The sequence below is a fragment of the Allobosea sp. UC22_33 genome, from assembly GCF_042700715.1.
Lineage (GTDB): Bacteria > Pseudomonadota > Alphaproteobacteria > Rhizobiales > Beijerinckiaceae > Allobosea.
On sequence record NZ_CP170556.1, the window covers coordinates 3,759,387 to 3,779,205 of the forward strand.

General features: G+C 67.2%; 14 protein-coding genes. 7 read left to right on the plus strand and 7 right to left on the minus strand.

Going from position 1 to position 19,819, the window contains the following annotated elements; translation table 11 throughout:
• Positions 1-327: 327 nt before the first annotated feature.
• The 4 genes from ACFJGT_RS18370 to ACFJGT_RS18385 all read right to left on the minus strand — a co-directional run bounded on the left by ACFJGT_RS18370 (position 328) and on the right by ACFJGT_RS18385 (position 5,323).
• Positions 328-1,689 carry an ABC1 kinase family protein gene (locus tag ACFJGT_RS18370; RefSeq protein WP_377840639.1) on the minus strand — a complete coding sequence of 454 codons (1,362 nt, stop codon included), beginning with the start codon at positions 1,687-1,689 and terminating at the stop codon, positions 328-330.
• Positions 1,690-1,915: 226 nt separating this feature from the next.
• Complete coding sequence (gene pepT, locus ACFJGT_RS18375; protein ID WP_377840641.1) at positions 1,916-3,145, minus strand: peptidase T; 1,230 nt, start codon at positions 3,143-3,145, stop codon at positions 1,916-1,918.
• Complete coding sequence (locus tag ACFJGT_RS18380) at positions 3,142-4,038, minus strand: 3-keto-5-aminohexanoate cleavage protein (RefSeq protein WP_377840644.1); 897 nt, start codon at positions 4,036-4,038, stop codon at positions 3,142-3,144. Before ACFJGT_RS18380 ends, pepT begins: the two co-directional genes overlap by 4 nt.
• Before the next feature lie 49 nt (positions 4,039-4,087).
• On the minus strand, positions 4,088-5,323 hold the full coding sequence (locus ACFJGT_RS18385; RefSeq protein ID WP_377840647.1) for an MFS transporter: 1,236 nt from the start codon (positions 5,321-5,323) through the stop codon (positions 4,088-4,090).
• Positions 5,324-5,474: 151 nt separating this feature from the next.
• On the opposite strand from ACFJGT_RS18385, the gene ACFJGT_RS18390 reads away from it, so the two are divergent.
• Positions 5,475-7,100 carry an acyl-CoA synthetase gene (locus ACFJGT_RS18390; protein WP_377840649.1) on the plus strand — a complete coding sequence of 542 codons (1,626 nt, stop codon included), beginning with the start codon at positions 5,475-5,477 and terminating at the stop codon, positions 7,098-7,100.
• A 156-nt stretch (positions 7,101-7,256) separates the two neighbouring features.
• On the opposite strand, the gene ACFJGT_RS18395 is transcribed toward ACFJGT_RS18390, so the two are convergent.
• From ACFJGT_RS18395 to ACFJGT_RS18405, 3 genes are read right to left on the minus strand one after another with little or no spacing between them, the layout of a single operon-like run.
• Positions 7,257-8,108, minus strand: a complete 852-nt coding sequence (locus tag ACFJGT_RS18395; protein ID WP_377840652.1) for a PCC domain-containing protein — start codon at positions 8,106-8,108, stop codon at positions 7,257-7,259.
• Entirely contained in the window at positions 8,105-9,739 is a 1,635-nt protein-coding gene (locus ACFJGT_RS18400; RefSeq protein WP_377840654.1) for an acyl-CoA synthetase, read from the minus strand. Before ACFJGT_RS18400 ends, ACFJGT_RS18395 begins: the two co-directional genes overlap by 4 nt.
• On the minus strand, positions 9,736-10,587 hold the full coding sequence (locus ACFJGT_RS18405; protein ID WP_377849013.1) for an IclR family transcriptional regulator: 852 nt from the start codon (positions 10,585-10,587) through the stop codon (positions 9,736-9,738). The genes ACFJGT_RS18400 and ACFJGT_RS18405 overlap by 4 nt, the downstream gene beginning before the upstream one ends.
• A 271-nt stretch (positions 10,588-10,858) precedes the next feature.
• On the opposite strand from ACFJGT_RS18405, the gene ACFJGT_RS18410 reads away from it, so the two are divergent.
• The 6 genes from ACFJGT_RS18410 to iolD all read left to right on the plus strand — a co-directional run bounded on the left by ACFJGT_RS18410 (position 10,859) and on the right by iolD (position 19,809).
• A complete protein-coding gene (locus ACFJGT_RS18410; RefSeq protein WP_377840657.1) occupies positions 10,859-12,727 on the plus strand; it encodes a TRAP transporter large permease subunit in 1,869 nt (622 codons plus the stop codon).
• A 43-nt stretch (positions 12,728-12,770) separates the two neighbouring features.
• The gene (locus ACFJGT_RS18415) at positions 12,771-13,790 is read left to right on the plus strand and encodes a TRAP transporter substrate-binding protein (RefSeq protein ID WP_377840660.1); all 1,020 of its coding nucleotides are present in this window, start codon (positions 12,771-12,773) and stop codon (positions 13,788-13,790) included.
• Positions 13,791-13,948: 158 nt separating this feature from the next.
• Positions 13,949-14,752, plus strand: a complete 804-nt coding sequence (locus ACFJGT_RS18420) for an SDR family NAD(P)-dependent oxidoreductase (RefSeq protein ID WP_377840664.1) — start codon at positions 13,949-13,951, stop codon at positions 14,750-14,752.
• A 274-nt stretch (positions 14,753-15,026) separates the two neighbouring features.
• Positions 15,027-15,896, plus strand: coding sequence for a MurR/RpiR family transcriptional regulator (locus ACFJGT_RS18425; protein WP_377840667.1), 870 nt, complete (start codon positions 15,027-15,029; stop codon positions 15,894-15,896).
• Positions 15,897-16,002: 106 nt separating this feature from the next.
• On the plus strand, positions 16,003-17,937 hold the full coding sequence (gene iolC / locus ACFJGT_RS18430) for a 5-dehydro-2-deoxygluconokinase (RefSeq protein WP_377840670.1): 1,935 nt from the start codon (positions 16,003-16,005) through the stop codon (positions 17,935-17,937).
• Between the two features lie 21 nt (positions 17,938-17,958).
• Complete coding sequence (gene iolD, locus ACFJGT_RS18435) at positions 17,959-19,809, plus strand: 3D-(3,5/4)-trihydroxycyclohexane-1,2-dione acylhydrolase (decyclizing) (RefSeq protein ID WP_377840673.1); 1,851 nt, start codon at positions 17,959-17,961, stop codon at positions 19,807-19,809.
• The last annotated feature ends 10 nt before the right edge of the window (positions 19,810-19,819 follow it).

Consider the following 19,819-nt stretch of genomic DNA (forward strand, 5'->3'; position numbering starts at 1 on the left):
TCTTACCAGCGGATTCATCGCCCCATTAACGCCGTCTCGTGCCCGCTGCAGCGCCGCTCGATGGATCCGCCTATGCTTGGATCAGCGACAGGAGACGCCATTGGACGAGCGGGGCAGGCAAGCGGCGAAGGATCACCTCCTGAACCTGGACCCGGCCCTTCACGAGAAGGCAAAGCGCTGGTTCGCCGAGGCGCGCGCAGACGAAACGCGATGATGAGGAGATCGCCGCATGGCGCCGCAGCTCCGGCAGCGGCGACGGAGGGAGCGGGGGCTTCGGCGACGACGGCGGCGGAGATTGCGGCGGCGGGGACGACTGATCCGCGCTGGTTAAGGTTTCAAGCCCACAGCGATCAGCGCCGCGCCCTGCCGCTGCGCGACGCCCTCCACCGAAAATCCCTCGATCTCCGCTTCGAACAGCCGGTGGAAATTGAGTTCGGCGTCGAGATGCAGGAAGACGCCGCCGAGCCCGATCGCGGCGCGGTCCATGAAGACGAATTCGCGCGGCACCGTCACCGGCCCGCGCGCCTTCAGCGCCTGATGCACCTGGAAAGCCTGCTTGCGGCCGTACTCGGCCGGGCTGACCCCCTCGGCGATGCGCCTGACCCGGTCCTCCAGCAGCGGCCCGTAGATGAAGCGCGCCCAGATGTTCAGGGTGTCGACGAGCTCCTTGGTCAGCCCCTTGAAGCCCCAGGTCTCGTAGGCGTGGACGACGCGGGCCTCCTCGCCATCGCGCAGGCCCTTGTAGAGATCGACCACGCCGCCGACGAAGCTCTCCGGGAAAATGCGGATGCAGCCATAGTCGAGGAGGTTGATGCCTTCAGGCTCACCGCCTTCCGAGAACACCGTATAGTTCCCGAGATGCGGATCGCCATGGATGACGCCGTGATGGCTGAACGGGCGCCACCATGCCTTGAACATCGCGGTCGAGATCCGGTCGCGCACCGCCTGCCCGTCCTGCTTGTGCGAGAGGATCGGGCTGCCGTCGAGCCAGTGCATCGTCAAAAGCCGCCCGGTCGACAGCCCCGGCTCGAGCGCCGGCACGCGCACCTCTGATGTGTCTGACAGGATCGCCTGATAGAGCGCGGCATGCTTGGCCTCGCGGCGATAGTCGAGTTCCTCGCGGATGCGGGCGCCGATCTCCTTGGCGATCTCGGTGGTGTCGATCACCGCGCCCATGCGCCGGTGCAGCGAGAACAGCACCTCCAGCTGCGCGATATCGGCTTCGACAGCCGATTCCATATCGGGATATTGCAGCTTGCAGGCGAGCGCGGTGCCGTCCAGCGTCGTCGCGCGATGGACCTGTCCGAGAGAGGCCGCCGCCGCCGGCTTCAGGTCGAATTCGCCGAAGCGCTCGCGCCAGTTGGCGCCGAGCTCGGCCATCATCCGCCGCTTGACGAAGGCCGCGCCCATCGGCGGCGCCTGCGATTGCAGCTTCTGCAATTCGGCGGCGTATTCCGGCGGCACGACATCGGGGATGGTGGCGACGAGCTGCGCCACCTTCATGATCGGGCCCTTCAGCCCGCCCAGCGCCCTGGCCAGCGCCTCGGCATTGGAGGCATCGCGCCCCTCGACGCCGAAGAGCCTGGCACCCGCGATCCGGGCCGCGACCCCGCCGACATTGGCACCGACGCGGGCATAGCGCGCCGCGCGGGCGGAGAATCGGTTGGCTTCGGCGTCGCGTTCGGACATGCGGATCGTGCTTTCGCTGTTCCTGCCCCCCTCATGTAGGTGCTGACCACGCCAGCGCCAATGCGACAAGCCGCGCTGGGCGCTTCCTTGTCATTCCGGGGCTTCGCAAAGCGAAGAACCCGGAACCCACGACTGGGCGAGCGGCAACCGCACACGCGATGTCTCACCCGGTCGTGGGTTCCGGGTTCGTGCCTGTGGCACGCCCCGGAATGACAACCGTGTGGCGCTAGGCGCCCTGCCCCCCGAGCAGGCAGATGCGCCGCGCGACCTCATAGGAGGTCTCGAAGGCCGGCAGCGGCAGGAATTCGAAGCGCGAGTGGAAATTATGCGCGCCGGTGAAGAAATTCGGCGTCGGCAACCCGCGCGCCGAGAGCGCCGCGCCGTCCGTGCCGCCCCGCATCGGGATCAGCTTCGGCGTGATCTGCAACTCGGATAGCGCCGCCATCAGCAGGTCGACCGAGCGCCGGTCCTCGCCAAGGCTATCGGCGATGTTGCCGTAGACATCCGTCACCTCCGAGGTGACGCGCCCGGTCGGGTAGCGCTTGGCGATCTCCGCCGCGACCTCGCCGATCCGGCGCTTGCGCGCGGCGAAGGAGGCCTTGTCGAAATCGCGGATATTGGCCCGCAGCACCGCTTCCGCCGCATTGGCGACGATCTCGACGAACCAGGTATAGCCATCGCGGCCGGCCGTATTCTCCGGCGTCTGCGCCCGGTCGAAGGCGGCCATGTAATCCTGCGCCATCAGGATCGGGTTCACCAGCACGCCCTTCGCCGACATCGGATGGGCGGTGACACCGGTGAAGACGATCTCGGCCATGGCCGCGTTGAAATTCTCCCAGACGACCTCGCCGACTTCGCAGCTGTCGATCGTATAGGCGAAATCGCAGTCGAACCGGGCGAGATCGAGCGCCTTGGCGCCGCGCAGGCCGATCTCCTCGTCCGGCACGAAGGCGACGAGAATGTCGCCATGCTCGTCCTCGGGCCGCAGCTCCGCCAGCAGCGTCATCACGATCGCGACCGCCGCCTTGTTGTCGGCGCCGAGCACGCTGGTGCCGTCGCTGAAGACGATCTCGTTGCCCTTGTAGGGAGCAATCTCCGGATGCTCGGCGACACGCAGCCAGATGTCCTTCTCCGCATTGAGGCAGAGATCCTCGCCCGCGAACCGCAGCACCTGCGCCTTGACCACCGGCGACAGGCCGACATCGACCGTATCGACATGCGCGATGAAGCCGATGCGCGGCGCGCCCGCCTTCGTGCCGCGCTTCAGCGCCGTCACCGTGGCGTGGTCGTCGATGACGACATTCTCCAGCCCGAGCGCGCGCAACTCCTCCGCCAGCAGCGCCGCCAGAACCTGCTGGCCCGGCGTGCTCGGCAGGCTCGTCGCCTTCATGTCGCTCTGGCTCTCGATCGCAACATAGCGCAGGAACCGTTCAAGCAGTTTATCGCGCAAGCTCACAGCGCCTCTCCCTTGGCCTGTCGCGACAGCCAGTCCCGCACCTCGGCCGCTGTGGCGGGCTTTCCCCCGGCAGCCTCGACCAGGCGGACGGTGTCCGCGATCAATTCACGATTCGTCTTGTCGCAGCCGAAGGGCGCATCCTCCAGCCCGCCGCGGACATGGACGCCCCGCGCCACGGCCGGGCCGATCAGCTCTCTGAGATCGACACCGAGCCCGGCGATCATCACCGGCGCCTCGGGCGCATCCTCGGCGAGCAGCCTGAGATGGGCCTCCAGCGCCCATTCGCGCGGCGGAAAGCCCCAGGCGAAAGCATCCGAGAACATCAACCGGTAGATCGGCATCGGTATGCCCGGATAGGCCTTGGCCAAGGCTGCGCCGAGCCGCGTGAAGCCGGGCTCGTAGATCGCATAGCTCGGATGGACCTTGTGGCGCTCAGCCACCTCCATCCCCTCGCGGATATGCTCGCCGGGATTCTGGTAGATGAAGCCGGCCTCGCCCTGCGGGATGCCGGCGAAAGTCGTCCAGTTGCACGAGCCGGGGTCGAGCACGCCCCATTCGGCAAGCCCGCGCTTCGCAAGCTCTTCGAGATGGGTGTAGCGGCCGGAGCCGATCATGTCGCCGGCATAGCCCGAACCCAGGATCGGGATCGTCGGATAGACGATCGCATCGACCTTGGCACGGATGCCTTCGATCGCCTGGGCATAGAGCTCCCAGTCGTCGCGCTGGCGGCCGGTCGCCATGTCGTAGACATGCAGGTGCACGATCGCCGCGCCCCCCTCCACGGCGGCAATGCCGTCCGCGACGATATCGGGAATGCTGATCGGAATGCCGGGCTGGCGCTCCTTGCCCCAGGGGCCGTTGATCGCGGCCTCGACCCAGATCGGCTTGGTCATTCGGATGATCCTTGCAGCAAGCCGCACGGGATCGACCCTGCCCGAAAGGCTATGCGGCAAAGGCCTGCGGTTCCGCCGGCGTGATTCCGGCTGGCCTTCGCGCCCATCTTCCATCGAAAGCCAGCGTCGCCACAAGCCAGAGGACTAGCGCAAAAATCGCAGTGCCCCCCAGCGCCAGGAACGCCGCCGGATATCCATAGGCTTCAGCGACCGATCCGCCGAGCGTCGGGCTCAGCGATGCGCCGATGCCCTGCACGGTCATCACGGCGCCCAGCCCGACATTGAAATGGCCGCTGCCGCGCAGGATGCCCGCCACCAGCCCCGGCAGCGCCACGCCGAGAAGTCCGGCGCCGACACCATCGAGGATCTGCACGGGAACAACGACCCAATACCCTTCGAAGCTCGCCGCGATCAGGCCGCGCAGCGGCAGCGCCACCAACGCCAGTACGATGACGATCCAGTAGCCCTGCTTCTGCGCCAGCCTCGCAGCGATCAGGGCCATCGGGATCATGGTGAGCTGCGCCACGACCACAGTCAGCGCCGTCGCCGCGCTGGGGTCGCCCTCGCCGCGGGCGACGATAGCCTGTCCCAGCAGCGGCAGCATGGCACCGTTGCCGAGATGAAAGAGCAGCATCACCAGCGCAGTGACCAGCAGCGGCCCGGAGGTCAGCAGCACGCGCCAGCCCGAGCCTTCGTGCGCCTCCACATCGGCAGCCTCGCGACCGCGTGCGGCATCGTGATCGATCGCCGAAGCCGGGATCGCCAGCGTCGCGGCGATCGCGCCGACCGCCATCGCCGCCATGAACCAGAACACCGCCTGCAAGCCGAAGACATAGCCGAGCCCGCCGCCCGCTAGCGCGGCGAACATGTTGCCGCCGTGGTTGAAAGCCTCGTTGCGGCCGAGTTGCTCGGCAAACCCGGCCTGCCGGACGAGCCCGAGCGTGATCGCGGCGATGGCCGGCGCAATGATGGCGCCGGCAATGCCCTGGACGATCTGCGCGCCGAGCGTCACGGAGAGGTTCGGAACGTAGAGCATCGTCAGGCTCGACGCGATGACGGCGATGGAAGCGACGATCATCACCGCGCGCTTTGCGCGCGTCGCATCGACGAAGGCACCGAGCGGCGTGGTTGCCACCATGCCGGCGAGCCCCCCGACCGTCATGACGAAGCCGATCTCCTGCGGCCCCCAGCCCTTCTCCTGCAGATAGACCCCGAGGAAGGGGCCGAGCCCGTCCCTGACATCGGCCATGAAGAAGTTAAGCGCGTTCAAGGCCGGTAGGGGCATCGGGTTTCTTTCTCACAGGCGCCGCGGCTGAACGCCCGGACGGGGCGCGGGTTCCCGCAACGGCAGGTGCATGCAAACAATGGGCGAGCACCTTGCCGAGCGACCGCATGAAGGCTCTAACTCCCGCTTGCGACAATGCCTTGGTGAGGACATGCTCGAACGCGGCGATACCTATGACGAGACGTTGCGCCGCTTCGCCTGGCGCATCCCCGAGCGCTTCAACATCGGCACCGCCTGCTCGGATGCCCATGCCGACGGCAGCGGCAAGCCGGCGCTGATCTTCGAGGAGGACGGTGGCACGGTCGCGACGCTCTCTTTCGACGATCTCGCCCGCGCCTCGAACCGCTTCGCCAACCTGCTTCGCGCTCACGGCATCGGGCCGGGCGAGCGCGTCGGCATCCTGCTGCCGCAATCGCCGCAGACCGCGATCGCCCATCTCGGGGCCTATAAGCGCGGCGCGATCGCCCTGCCGCTCTTCATCCTGTTCGGTCCGGAGGCGCTGGAACACCGCCTCGGCCATAGCGGCGCCAGCGTGCTGGTCACCGACGCGGAGAACATCGGCAAGGTCGAGGCGATCCGCGACGCCCTCCCGAACCTGCGCAAGATCTTCGTCGTCGGCGGCGCCGGCCATCTCGATTTCGAGACGGAGATGGCGAAGGCATCCGACAGCTTCACCACCGCCGATACGCGCGCCGACGACCCCGCCGTGATCATCTACACCTCCGGCACCACCGGAAAGCCGAAGGGCGCGCTGCATGCCCATCGCGTCCTGCTCGGCCATCTGCCGGGCGTGCAATTGCCGCAGGAATTCTTCCCCCAGCCGGGCGACCTGTTCTGGACCCCAGCGGACTGGGCCTGGATCGGCGGCCTGCTCGATGTGCTGCTGCCGAGCCTCTATTGCGGCGTGCCGGTGCTGGCATCGCGCGCCCGCAAGTTCGATCCCGAGGCCGCCTTCGCCCTGATGAACAAGCACAAGGTCCGCAACGCCTTCCTGCCGCCGACCGCGCTGAAGCTGATGCGGCAGGTCCGCGATCCCCAGCGCTTCGGCTACGCGATGCGCTCGATCGGCACCGGCGGCGAGACGCTCGGCGCCGATATGCTCGACTGGAGCCGCGAGACCTTCGGCTTCCCGGTCAACGAATTCTACGGCCAGACCGAAGCGAACCTGCTCGTCGCCAACTGCGCGAGCCTCTATCCCGTGAAGCCCGGCTCGATGGGCCGCGCCGTGCCCGGCCATCGCGTCGCAGTGATCTCCCCCGAGGGCCGCGAACTGCCTGATGGCGAGCAGGGGCTGATCGCGGTCAACAGGCCCGATCCGGTGATGATGCTGGAATACTGGAACCAGCCCGAGGCGACGGCGGCGAAATTCATCGGCGACTGGCTCGTCACCGGCGACAGCGGAGCCCGCGACGAAGACGGCTATTTCTGGTTCCAGGGCCGCGACGACGACATCATCTCCTCGGGCTCCTACCGCATCGGGCCGGGCGATATCGAGGACTGCATCATCCGCCATCCAGCGGTGCTGATGGTCGCGGTCGTCGGCGTGCCCGATCCCGTCCGCACCGAGATCGTCAAGGCCTTCGTCCTGCCGAAGCCGGATGTGACGCCGACGGCGGACCTGGCGACCGAAATCCAGGCCTTCGTCCGCGACCGGCTGGCAGCCTACCAGTACCCGCGCGAGGTCGAGTTCGTGACGGAATTGCCGCTGACCGCAACCGGCAAGATCATGCGCAAGGATCTGCGGAATCGGGAGATCGCGAAGCAGAAGGGCGGGTAAACTCAACCTCCCTGTCATCCCGGGCGGAGCGAAGCGCAGACCCGGGATCGATGCCTGAACCTATTCCGGATGGGCTCCGGCATGGATCCCGGATCGGCGCGGCTGAAGCCGCTTGTCCGGGATGACTGCGCCCTTTTGGTTTGACGCGGCGCCGCGTCAGCGCGCCTCCAGCACCAGTTCGAAGGTCATCAGCACCGGGTTGTCGCCCCGAACCAACCGCCCACTCGCCAGCGCGCCGCTATAGTCGACCAGCGCGACATCGATCACCGCTTCGAATCCACCGGCGCCGGCCACGATCCGTCCGTCCGTGATCGCGACCTCCGTCGCAAAATTCTCGACCACGCCGCCATCGACGAACCGCGCGCCAATGGTCGAGCCGACCCCGCCATGGATGACCGCCTCGCCAATCCCGCGCTCCGCACAGAACGCTTCCAGCGCTCCGCAGAAATCGACATTCGGCTTCACCCGCAACGCGAAGAATCGCCCTTCTCCCGCGCCGCCCGATGCCGCCGCGACCGGTCCGAACAGCTTGAAATGGGTCTCGCTATCCGGCTCGGCCGTGAAAGCCGCGCCGTCGAGCCCGACCGCCTGCAGCGTGATCGTCTCGGCGACCGTCGTCTCGTCCGGCAGGATATGCCCACCGCTGCGCTTGCCATCGCCCTCCACCCAAAGCGCATGCGCATGGAAGAACGGCGCCCCGTCGCGCTGGCCGAAGGTCATCGCGCCGACCTCGATCCGCGCTCCGCCCTCAGGCCGAAACGTCTCGCTGTAGAAGGCCGCATGCTCCGGCGTCTTCGACAGCGCCGGCATCACATAGGCGAAGGAAGCAAGCTTCAGTCCGTCGAGCTTCACCACGCCCGAGGCGAAACCCTCGGCCGCGAAGCCGCTCCTCGCGGCCTCCAGCAATGGCACGCCGCCAGGCAGCGTCAGCGAGAAGGCCCGCCCACGGCATTCCACCCACTGGATGCGCTCGGGCGTGCCGGTGCCGGGCTGCTGGATGCGCCTCACGACGCCTTCCCCTTCAGGAAGTCGAGCTCGCCGCGCTTCTCCAGCTCGTCCTTGACGAGGCGCTTCGGCACCTTGCCATAGCCCGATTTTGGCAAGGCATCCCAGAACAGGAAGCGCTTCGGCATCTTGTAGCGGGCGATCTTCGGCCCGAGGAAATCCGCAATCTCGCCTTCCGTCGCGTTCTGGCCCGGCCGGTTGACGCAGACCGCGATGCCGATCTCGCCCCAGACCGGATCGGGCACGCCGAGCACGGCGACCTCGGCGATCGCCGGATGGGTCAGGATCTTCTCCTCGATCTCGCGCGGATAGATGTTCGAGCCGCCGGAGATGTACATGTCCGAGGCCCGGCCGGTGATGTAGACGAAGCCCTGTTCGTCCATGTGGCCAAGGTCGCCGGTGCGGAACCAGCCGTTGCGGAACGACTTCGCATTGGCTTCCGGGTTGTCGTAATAGCCGGCGAAGACGGCCGGCCCGATCACGCAGATCTCGCCCTGCACGCCGGCCTCGACCTCTTTCCCCTCATCGTCCTGGATCTGCACCTGCATGCCCGTGCGCTCGAAGCCGCAGGTACCGATGCGGGCATTCGGCCCGTCATCGGGCTCGTGCAGGGCGGGCGGCAGCACGGTGATGTTGCCGGTCACCTCGCCCAGTCCGAAATACTGCACGATCACCTTGCCGAGCTTCCTGAGCGCCGCCTTCTGGTCCTCGCGATACATCGGCGCGCCCGCATAGATGATGTAGCGCAGGCTGGAATGATCGTGCTGGTCCACGGCCGGATGCTCGACCAGCATCTTCAGGATCGTCGGCACGGTGAAGATGTTGCTGATCCGGTGCTTCGCGATCAGCCGGTAGGCCTCGTCGATATCGAAGCGCTCGGTCGGCAGCAGGATCGAGGTCGCGCCGCGTGCAGAGATCATCAGTTGATGCACGCCCGCGCCATGCGAGAGCGGCGCCACCACCAGCGATGCGTCCTTCTCGGTCGAGCCCGGCACGAGGTCGCAGAGATGGTTGGTGATGACGAAGCCCATCTGGCCATGGGTCAGCACCGCAGCCTTGGAGCGTCCCGTCGTGCCGGAGGTGAAGAAGAACCAGCAGGGATCGTCATGTTCGACTGCAGCGTTATCGACCTTCTCGCCGCGATGGCGCGCGATGACCGCGCCGACCTCGTCCTCGCCGAAAGCGCCCTCCCCGATCCGCCAGGTGAATTCCGGCGCCGGGCTCGCAGCCGCGACCGCCGCCGCATGCTCAGGGAAATCGCCATGACAGAGGAAGCCCTTGGCGCCGGAGGCCGTAGCGAGATAGGCGACCTCGTCGGGCAGCAGGCGGAAATTGGTGGGCACCCAGACGGCGCCGAGCCGGAAGGTCGCGAACATCGAGACGAACATCGCGTCGCAATTCTTGGAATGGACGAGCAGGCGGTCGCCCTTGCCGATGCCGCGCGCCCGCAAACCCGCGGCCAGCGCCGAAACCTGCGCATCGATCTCGGCCCAGTCGAGGGTCTTCTCGCCCCAGATGAAGGCGGGATGGGCGGGCAGTCGCCGCGCATTCTGCGTCGCGATATGGGCGAGGTTCATCACGCGCCGCGTCATCGGCACGACGCCCCCGGTCGGGGCTGGTTTTGCAGAGCTCATCGTGCGGCTCTCCCTGTCTCGATGGATCGCGGCACAGCGGCCGCCATGGGCCTGCCGGCCCGTTTGGATACGAACATCTCGGCCAGCAGCGCTTCCAGCCGCTCGGCCTCGCGGGCCAGCGGCACCGCAACCTCGGCCTGCCGGCCAGGCGTCATCCGGCTGTCGATCGCGGCGATGGACAGCGCCCCCGCGACCCGGCCATCCGGATAGCGGAAGGCCCGCCCGATGCCCCATGAACTGGCGACGAGCCGGCCGGGATTGAGCGAGAATCCGCGCACGCGCGTCGCCGCGACATCGGCCCGCAAGGCATCCGGCGCGAAGCCCGGATAGCGCGCCAGCAGCACAGCTTCATTGGCCGCAATCACCCGGTCCACATCGTCGTCGGGCAGCGCCGCCAGCATCGCGAGCGAGCCGGCGCCGACGCCGAGCGGATGCTGGTCGCCCGCTTGAAGCGCATGAGTGCGGACCGGATAGGTCCCCTCCTCGCGATGCAGGCAGATCGCGTAGTTCTCGCGCCGCACCGTCAGGAAACTCGTATCCTGCGTCTCGGCCGAGAGCCGTCGCAGGCCGTCCATGGCGATCTCGAGCAGGCCATGGCGCCGCGCCGCCAGCACGCCGAGGACGAAAGCCTCCTCGCCGAGGCAATAGCGCCGCGTCTGCGGCTCCTGCTCGACGAGCCCGGCCCGCATCAAGGCCATGAGCAGGCGCCGGGTCGTCGGCTTGTTGAGCCCGCTGCCGGAGACGATCTCGCCGAGCGGCAGGCCGTCGGCCGGCTCCCGCCCGATCAGCGAGAGCAGCCCCAGAGCGCGGTCGACGCTCTGCGAGCCGGACAACCCGGCTTCCGGCATGGAATTCTGCGGCAAGCGCGCCTCCAGATGGTCCATGATGTGGACCTTATTCTTATCTCCCAACCGTAGATGGGTGCTTTGCGGATTGCAATGCCGCCCTCCTCGTGTAATCTGCCGCCCGTCCCGCTGCCCGGCTTTTCACAGTGTGGACCGCAATCGACGCCGACGACCTCACAAGATCGGCGCGGAGGGAGGAACGGAACGATGGCCCTCAGGGCATCCTGCACAGCGGGCGCATCGCGCCCCGCGACCGGCATCTGAGGCCCGCCGCATGGCCGATGTCGTCGATACGCTGCATATCCCCGAGAACCTGAGCGAGAACGAAGGCGCGCGCCCCGGCTCCGCCATCATGCGCCCGGTCGAGGTCGTCGCAGCGGCCCTCGTCGCCTTCATCATCGGCGTGCTGCTGCTCGGCGTGATCTCGCGCTATGTCTTCTCGCTGCCCTTCGTCTGGGTCGACGAGGTCGCCTCGATTTCCTTCATCTGGCTCGCCATGCTCGGCGCCGCCATCGCAGTCGATCGCAACGAGCATCTGCGCCTGACGCTCTTCGTCGGCATGATGCCGCCGCGCCTGCGCGAATTCGTCGAGACACTGGCGCTCGTCGCCGTTGCCGCCTTCCTGGCGGCGATGGTCTACCCGGCCATCGATTACGCCGTGGAAGAGAGCTACGTCACTTCGGCTGCACTCAACATTCCCGTCAGCTGGCGGGTCTCGGGCATCGCCCTTGGCATCGCCCTGATGCTGCTGTTGACGATCCGCTATGCCTTCAAGACCGGGCGCCCGGCGGATATCGCGGCTTCCGTGCTGATCATCGGCGGGCTCGGCCTTGCCTTCTGGCTGCTGGGGCCGACGCTGAAGACCCTCGGCTACTACAACATCCTGATCTTCCTGGTCTGCGTCGTCGCCGCCTGCCTCGTGGCGGGCGTTCCGATCGCCTTCTGCTTCGGCCTGGGCACGCTCGCCTTCCTCGCCTTCTCGACCAATGTCCCGATGATCGTGATGATCGGGCGCATGGACGAGGGCATGTCGAGCCTCATCCTGCTCTCGGTGCCGATCTTCGTGCTGCTCGGCTGCATCCTCGACGCCACCGGCATGGGCAAGGCGATCGTGGATTTCCTGGCATCGCTGCTCGGCCATGTCCGCGCCGGCATGTCCTATGTGCTGCTAGGCTCGCTCTACCTCGTCTCCGGCATCTCGGGCTCCAAGGTCTCGGACATGGCGACGGTCGCCCCCGCTCTCTTCCCGGAGATGAAACGGCGCGGCTACAAGCCCAAGGACCTGATCGCGCTGCTCTCGACGGGCGCAGCCATGGCCGACACCGTGCCGCCATCGATCGTCCTGATCGTGCTCGGCTCCGTCGCCGGCGTCTCGATCGCCGGGCTGTTCAACGCCGGCTTCGTCATCGCCGGCGTGCTCCTCGTCGCGCTTGCCGGCCTCGCCCGCTGGAAGGCGGCGGCGGAGGACATGAAGGGCGTGCGCCGCGCCCCGCTCGCGGTGATCGGCAAGGTCGCGCTCGTCGCGGCCCCGGCCCTAGTCCTGCCCTTCATCATCCGCGCCGCGGTCGGCGGCGGTGTCGCGACCGCGACCGAGGTCTCGACCATCGCAGTCCTCTACGCGCTGGTCATCGGCATCGTGCTCTATGGCGGCATCAGCCCGCGCAAATTCTACCAGATGCTGGTCGAGACGGCGGCGCTCTCCGGCGCGATCCTGGTCATTCTCGGCACGGCGCTCGCCATGGCCTGGGCGCTGACGCAGACCGGCTTCGCCCGCGACCTCGCCACCTTCATGGCGAACCTGCCCGGCGGCTGGCTCACCTTCATGGCGGTCACCATCGTCGTCTTCATGATCCTCGGCTGCGTGCTGGAAGGCCTGCCGGCAATCGTGCTGATGGCGCCGCTGATGTTCCCGATCGCCAAGAATCTCGGCATCAACGACGTGCATTATGCGATGGTCGTGGTCACCGCGATGAATATCGGCCTGATGGCCCCGCCGATCGGCATCGGCTTCTACATCGCCTGCAAGATCGGCAACGTCTCGCCGGACGAGGCGATGGGCGCGATCTGGCCCTATCTCATCGCCCTGATCGTCGGCCTTATCGTCATCGCCCTGGTGCCCGGTCTCTCGACCTGGGTGCTGTGAAACTCACAACAAGAAACCAGATAATCCCCGAGGAGAAACGCTCATGACCATCTCGCGCCGCACTTTGCTCCAGGCTTCGGCCGCCGCTTCCGCGATCGGCACCTTCCATATCGGTCGCGCCAATGCCCAGGCCGCCGAGTTCACTTATAAGTACGCCAACAACCTGCCCGTCGCGCACCCGATGAACGCCCGCGCCAACGAGGCGGTGGCGAAGATCAAGCAGGAGACCAACGGCCGGGTCGACATCCAGATCTTCCCGAACAACCAGCTCGGCTCCGACACCGACATGCTGAGCCAGGTCCGCTCGGGCGGCGTCGAATTCTTCACGCTCTCGCCGCTGATCCTGTCGACGCTGGTCGCCAACGCCTCGCTCTCCGGCATCGGCTTCGCCTTCCCGAACTACGACGCCGTCTGGAAGGCGATGGACGGCGAGCTCGGCGCCTATGTCCGCGGCCAGATCAACAAGGCCAATCTCGTCGTCATGGACAAGATCTGGGATAACGGCTTCCGCCAGATCACCTCGTCCAAGGGCCCGGTCGCCACGCCCGACGACCTCAAGGGCTTCAAGATCCGCGTGCCGGTCTCGCCGCTCTGGACCTCGATGTTCACCGCCTTCCAGTCGGCTCCGGCCTCGATCAACTTTGCCGAGGTCTATACCGCCTTGCAGACCAAGGTCGTCGACGGCCAGGAGAACCCGCTCGCGATCATCGCGACCGCCAAGCTCTTCGAAGTCCAGAAGTACCTCTCGCTGACCAACCACATGTGGGACGGCTTCTGGTTCCTGGCCAACCGCCGCGCCTGGGAGCGCCTGCCGGAAGACCTTCGCGCCATCGTCGCCAAGAACATCAACGCCGCCGCGCTGCTGGAGCGTGACGACGTCGCCAAGCTCAATGCCGGCCTTCAGGGCGAGCTCGCCTCGAAGGGCATGACGATCAACGAGACCAAGGCCGACGCCTTCCGCGAGGCGCTGCGCAAGGCCGGCTTCTACGCCGAGTGGAAGAAGAAGTACGGCGACGAGGCCTGGGCGATCCTGGAGAAGGCGGTCGGCAGCTCGCTGAGCTGATCCACGGCCACCACCACACGCGGGTCATCCCGGGCGGAGCGAAGCGGAGACCCGGGATCCATGCCGGAACAGTTCAGGCATGGATCCCGGATCGGCGCGGCTTCGCCGCTTGTCCGGGATGACCCTCACCTATTTCTGACCTTGAGAGACCAGTCACCATGGCCGACCGGCTGAAGGGCAAGATCGCCATCGTCTTCGGCGCCGGCTCCTCCGGCCCCGGCTGGGGCAATGGCAAGGCCGCGGCCGTGGCCTTCGCCCGCGAAGGCGCCGGCGTCGCCTGTATCGACCTGAACCGCGACGCCGCCGAGGAAACCGCCGCGATCATTGCCAGCGAAGGCGGCAACGCACTGGCGCTTGCCGCCAATGTCACCGATCTCGCCTCGGTCGAGGCCTGCGTCGCCGAAACCGCCCGGCATTTCGGCCGCATCGACATCCTCCACAACAATGTCGGCGTGACCCATATGGGCGGCCCGGTCGAGCTCTCCGAGGAGCAGTTCAACGCCTCGCTCCAGCTTAATCTCGGCTCGGTCTATCGCTGCGCCAAGGCCGTGATCCCCGAGATGCTGAAGGGTGGCGGCGGCGCCATCGTCAACATCTCCTCGCTCGCCGCCATCCGCTGGACCGGCTATCCGTACTTCGCCTATTACGCGACGAAGGCGGCCGTGAACCAGGCGACGGTCGCGCTGGCGATGCAATACGCCAGGCAGGGCATCCGGGCGAACTGCATCATGCCAGGCCTGATCGACACGCCGCTGATCTACAAGCAGATCTCCTCACAATATGGCTCGGTCGAGGAGATGGTCGCGGCCCGCGACGCGCAGGTGCCGATGGGCAAGATGGGCACCGCCTGGGACATCGCCAACGCGGCCGTCTTCCTCGCCTCCGACGAAGCGAAATTCATCACCGGCGTCTGCCTGCCGGTCGATGGCGGCCAGAGCTGCACGACAGCGCCGCTGGGCTGATTGTTTCGCTCCGTCGTCATTCCGGGGCATCGCGCAGCGATGAGCCCGGAACCCAGAACCGATGCCGCCTTCCAAACGGAACGCGCGATAGAAGCCTGCTTTCCGCACGATATCGGCTCTGGATTCCGGGCTCGGGCCAGTGGCCCGCCCCGGAATGACGGGAAGACTGGAACGCGCCCTAACCGTCGACCGTTCATTCCTCCCCTGGAACGCTTGCTCCATTTCCGCTTCGCTGCCAGAACTGTCGCAACAGGGACGGCAACGGGAATTCAGGATGAGCGAAACCGCCGTTGCGGAACTGCCGCGCGACTTCGACGAATTGCGCGCATCGATCCTCGCCCAGCGCGAGAGCCTGCCCAAGCGCATCGCCCAGATCGCGGCCTATGCCCTCGACAATCCCGACGAGATCGCCTTCGGCACCGCCGCCAGCATCGCGGTCTCGGCCGGCGTCCAGCCCTCCACACTGATCCGCTTCGCCCAGCATCTCGGCTTCGACGGCTTCACCAGCCTGCAGGGCGTCTTCCGCGCCCGGCTGCGCGAGCGCAATTCCAGCTATGAGGAACGCCTCAACACGCTGCGCGTCGGCGACGGAACGGCAGCCGGAAACCACCGCATCCTCGACGGCTTCCTGACCGCCTCGCGCAAGTCGCTGGACGTGATGAGCCGCACGCTCGACGAGGACACGCTCGACCGTGCGATCGACGTGCTCGCCCGCGCCGAGACGATCTACATCCTCGCCCGGCGCCGCTCCTATCCGGTGGCGAGCTATCTCGCCTATGCGCTCGGCAAGCTCGAAGTCCGCAACCAGCTCGTCGAGTCGGCCGCCGGCCTCGATCCTGAGATCATCGCCTTCGCCACGCCGAAGGATGCCGTCCTCGTCATCAGCTTCTCGCCCTATGCGCCGGCCACGGTCGAGGATGCGCGCGGCCTCGCCGAGCGCGGCGTGCCGCTCGTCGCCATCACCGACAGCGCCTTCTCACCGCTCGCCAGCATCGCCAAGCTCTGGTTCGAAGTCGCCGAGGCGGATTTCGGCGGCTTCCGTACGCTGGCCTCGACCATGGCGCTCTCGATGGCGCTGGCTGTCGGCGTCGGCGAGGCCCGCCGGACCGGGCGCGGCAAGGGCCGTCGTGGCGGGGCCACCTAAAACTTTAGGAACAGATATTCCGCATTGACGAAATACTGGAATTATTATTTCATTCCCGCAACCGGAGCCACTCGGCTTCGATGATCATCGCTGCCGGGAGGAAGACATGGCGGGACCGCTCGGCGGATCGAGCCACGCGCTCGACGTCATCACCATCGGGCGCGCCTCGGTCGATCTCTACGGCCAGCAGATCGGCTCGCGGCTGGAGGATGTCACCTCCTTCGCCAAGTCGGTCGGCGGCTGCCCGGCCAATATCGCGATCGGCACCGCCCGGCTCGGCCTGCGCTCGGCCCTGCTCACCCGCGTCGGCAACGAGCAGTTCGGCCGCTTCCTGCGCGAGCAGCTCGCCCGCGAGGGCGTGAACCTCGACGGGCTCAAGACCGATCCGGAACGGCTGACCGCGCTCGCCATCCTCTCGGTCGAGAGCGACAAGTCGTTCCCGCTGCTGTTCTACCGCGAGAACTGCGCCGACATGGCGCTGGAGGAAGGCGATATCGACCCCGCCTTCATCGCCAAGGCCCGCGCCGTCGTCGTCACCGGCACCCATTTCGCCCGGCCCGGCCCCGAGGCCGCGCAGCGCAAGGCTATGAAGCTGATGCGCGGCAACGGCGGCAAGGTCGTGCTCGATATCGACTATCGCCCCAACCTCTGGGGCCTCGCCGGGCACGATGCCGGCGACAACCGCTATATCGCCTCGCAGGCCGTCTCCGAGCGGATGAAGACGGTCCTGCCCGGCTGCGACCTCATCATCGGCACAGAGGAAGAGGTCCTGATCGCCTCGGGCGAGAGCGAATTGCTGCCGGCGCTGAAGACGATCCGCGCGCTGACGCCGGCCACCATCGTGCTCAAGCGCGGCCCGATGGGCTGCATCGTCTATGACGGCGCGATTCCCGACGATCTCGAGGAGGGCATCGTCGGCAAGGGCTTCCCGATCGAGGTCTACAACGTCTTGGGCGCCGGCGACGCCTTCATGTCCGGCTTCCTGCGCGGCTGGCTCGGCGGCGAAAGCCTCCAGACCGCCGCGACCTGGGCCAATGCCTGCGGCGCCTTTGCCGTTTCGCGCCTGCTCTGCTCGCCGGAAAGCCCGACCTTCGAGGAACTGCAATACTTCCTCAAAAACGGCAGCCCGCACCGCGCCCTGCGCAAGGACGCGGACATCAACCACATCCACTGGGCGACGACGCGCCGCCGCGACATTCCCTCTTTGATGGCGCTCGCCTGCGACCATCGCTCGCAGCTCGAAGACCTCGCCGCAAAGGCTGGCGCCGAGCCCGCCCGTATCCGCGAGTTCAAGGTGCTGGCGGTCCAGGCCGCCGCCCGCGTCGCGGATGGTCGCCCCGGCTACGGCATGCTGCTCGACGAGAAGCATGGCCGCGAGGCGATGTTCGAATTCGCCCGCCATCCCTTCGCCTGGCTCGGCCGTCCGGTCGAGTTGCCGGGCTCGCGCCCGCTGCGCTTCGAGGTAAGCCAGGATATCGGCTCGCTCCTGCCGGAATGGCCGGTCGATCACTGCATCAAGGCGCTCTGCTTCTATCATCCGGACGACCCCGCGGAGCTGAAGCGCGAGCAGCAGGAGAAGCTGCGCGGCCTGTTCGAGGCGGCGCGCAAGGTCGGCCGCGAATTGCTGATCGAGATCATCGCCGGCAAGAACGGCCCGCTCGGCCCCGACACGATTTCGCGGGCGCTCGACGAGATCTACGCGCTCGGCATCAAGCCGGACTGGTGGAAGCTGGAGCCGCAATCCTCCCCCGCCGCCTGGGCCGCGATCGAGAAGACCATCGCCAAGCATGATCCCTGGTGCCGCGGCGTGCTGCTGCTCGGGCTCGACGCCCCGGCCGAGGAGCTGGAGGCCGGCTTCGCCGCGACGGCCTCAGCCCCCATCGTCAAGGGCTTCGCCGTCGGCCGCACCATCTTCATGAGCGCGGCCGAAGGCTGGCTGTCCGGCAAGCTCGACGACGAGGCGGCGATCGCCGACATGGCCAAGCGTTTCGAGGCGCTGACCGGCCTCTGGCTTGCCACCCGCGGCCGCAAGGCGGCATAGCTTTCCGGCTTGGAGACCATCATGACCCGCACGATCCGCCTCACCATGGCGCAGGCGCTGACGCGCTATCTCGCCGCGCAGATGACTGAGATCGACGGGCGGCGCCTGCCGATCTTCGGCGGCGTCTGGGCGATCTTCGGCCATGGCAATGTCGCAGGCCTCGGCGAGGCGCTCTGGCACGAGCGCGAACGCCTGCCGACCTTCCGCGCCCATAACGAGCAGGCCATGGCCCATGCCGCCATCGCCTATGCCAAGGCGAACATGCGCCGCCGCTTCATGGCCGCGACCACCTCGATCGGCCCCGGCGCGACCAATCTCGTCACCGCCGCCGCACTCGCCCATGTCAATCGCCTGCCGGTGCTGCTGCTACCGGGCGACGTGTTCGCCAACCGCATACCCGATCCGGTGCTCCAGCAAGTCGAAACGTTCGGCGACGGCACGATCTCGGCCAATGACTGCTTCAAGCCCGTCTCGCGCTATTTCGACCGCATCACCCGGCCCGAGCAGATCATCCCGGCCCTGACCCGCACGATGCAGGTGCTGACCGACCCGGCCGAATGCGGGCCGGTCACGCTCGCGCTCTGCCAGGACGTGCAGGCCGAGGCCTATGACTACCCCGAGAGCTTCTTCACCGAGCGCCTCTGGACGCCGCGCCGTCCCCGCTCCGATCGCGACGAACTCAAGGCCGCAGCCGACGCCCTGAAATCTGCGAAGAAGCCGCTGATCGTGGCCGGTGGCGGCGTGCTCTATTCCGGCGCCAGCGAAGAACTCGCCCGCTTCTCGGCCGCGACCGGCATCCCCGTCTGCGAGACGCAAGGTGGCAAGTCCGCCTTGCCCGACGACAACGCACTCAACATGGCCGCTGTCGGCGTCACCGGCACGGAGGCCGCCAACCGGCTCGCCGCCGAGGCGGATCTCGTGCTCGCCATCGGCACCCGCCTGCAGGATTTCACCACCGGCTCCTGGGCGCTGTTCGGCGCGGCCCGGAAGTCGATCATCGGCCTCAACGTCCAAGCATTCGATGCCGGCAAGCACCGCGCCCTGCCCCTCGTCGCCGACGCACGCGAAGGCCTTGCCGAATTGGCAGAGGCTGTCAGCGGCTGGAAAGCGCCGGAAAGCTGGACCGACAATGCCAAGGCCGGCAAGGCCGAGTGGCAGAAAGAAGCCGCCAAGGCGACCGCCGCCAGCAATGCCGCCCTGCCCTCGGACGCGCAGGTTATCGGCGCGGTCCAGCGCACGCTGGGTTCGGACGTCATCCTGCTCCATGCCGCCGGCGGCCTGCCCGGCGAATTGCACAAGCTCTGGCAGGCCGGCGCGCCCGGCTCCTACCATGCCGAATACGGCTTCTCCTGCATGGGCTACGAGATCGCCGGCGGCCTCGGCGCCAAGATGGCGCGACCCGACAAGGAGGTTGTCGTCATGGTCGGCGACGGCTCCTATCTCATGCTCAATTCCGAGATCGCGACCTCGGTGATGCTGGGGCTGAAGCTCACCATCGTGCTGCTCGACAATCGCGGTTATGGCTGCATCAATCGCCTGCAGATGGCGACCGGCAGCCAGAGCTTCAACAACCTGCTCAGGGACAGCCGGCACGAGACCCTGCCGGAGATCGACTTCGTCCAGCACGCGGCCAGCATGGGCGCGATTGCCACAAAGGCGTCCTCCATCGCCGAGCTCGAAACCGCGCTGGCACAGGCCAAGGCCAACACCCGCACGACCGTCGTCGTCATCGACACCGATCCACTGATCTCGACCGGTGCCGGCGGCGCCTGGTGGGATGTCGCGGTGCCGGAAGTGAGCGAGCGTGCCGAGGTCCGCACGGCGCGGACGAATTACGACGAACGCCGCAAGCGTCAGACCATCGGCAACTAAGCCGTTCCCA

Bases quoted from the DNA above. Each gene is read 5' to 3' on its own strand.
- ACFJGT_RS18420 (WP_377840664.1), top strand. From the start codon at position 13,949: ATGGCCGACCGGCTGAAGGGCAAGATCGCCATCGTCTTCGGCGCCGGC.
- iolD (WP_377840673.1), top strand. From the start codon at position 17,959: ATGACCCGCACGATCCGCCTCACCATGGCGCAGGCGCTGACGCGCTAT.
- ACFJGT_RS18410 (WP_377840657.1), top strand. From the start codon at position 10,859: ATGGCCGATGTCGTCGATACGCTGCATATCCCCGAGAACCTGAGCGAG.
- ACFJGT_RS18425 (WP_377840667.1), top strand. From the start codon at position 15,027: ATGAGCGAAACCGCCGTTGCGGAACTGCCGCGCGACTTCGACGAATTG.
- ACFJGT_RS18370 (WP_377840639.1), bottom strand. From the start codon at position 1,689: ATGTCCGAACGCGACGCCGAAGCCAACCGATTCTCCGCCCGCGCGGCG.
- ACFJGT_RS18400 (WP_377840654.1), bottom strand. From the start codon at position 9,739: ATGAGCTCTGCAAAACCAGCCCCGACCGGGGGCGTCGTGCCGATGACG.
- ACFJGT_RS18415 (WP_377840660.1), top strand. From the start codon at position 12,771: ATGACCATCTCGCGCCGCACTTTGCTCCAGGCTTCGGCCGCCGCTTCC.
- iolC (WP_377840670.1), top strand. From the start codon at position 16,003: ATGGCGGGACCGCTCGGCGGATCGAGCCACGCGCTCGACGTCATCACC.
- ACFJGT_RS18405 (WP_377849013.1), bottom strand. From the start codon at position 10,587: ATGCCGGAAGCCGGGTTGTCCGGCTCGCAGAGCGTCGACCGCGCTCTG.
- ACFJGT_RS18380 (WP_377840644.1), bottom strand. From the start codon at position 4,038: ATGACCAAGCCGATCTGGGTCGAGGCCGCGATCAACGGCCCCTGGGGC.
- ACFJGT_RS18385 (WP_377840647.1), bottom strand. From the start codon at position 5,323: ATGCCCCTACCGGCCTTGAACGCGCTTAACTTCTTCATGGCCGATGTC.
- ACFJGT_RS18390 (WP_377840649.1), top strand. From the start codon at position 5,475: ATGCTCGAACGCGGCGATACCTATGACGAGACGTTGCGCCGCTTCGCC.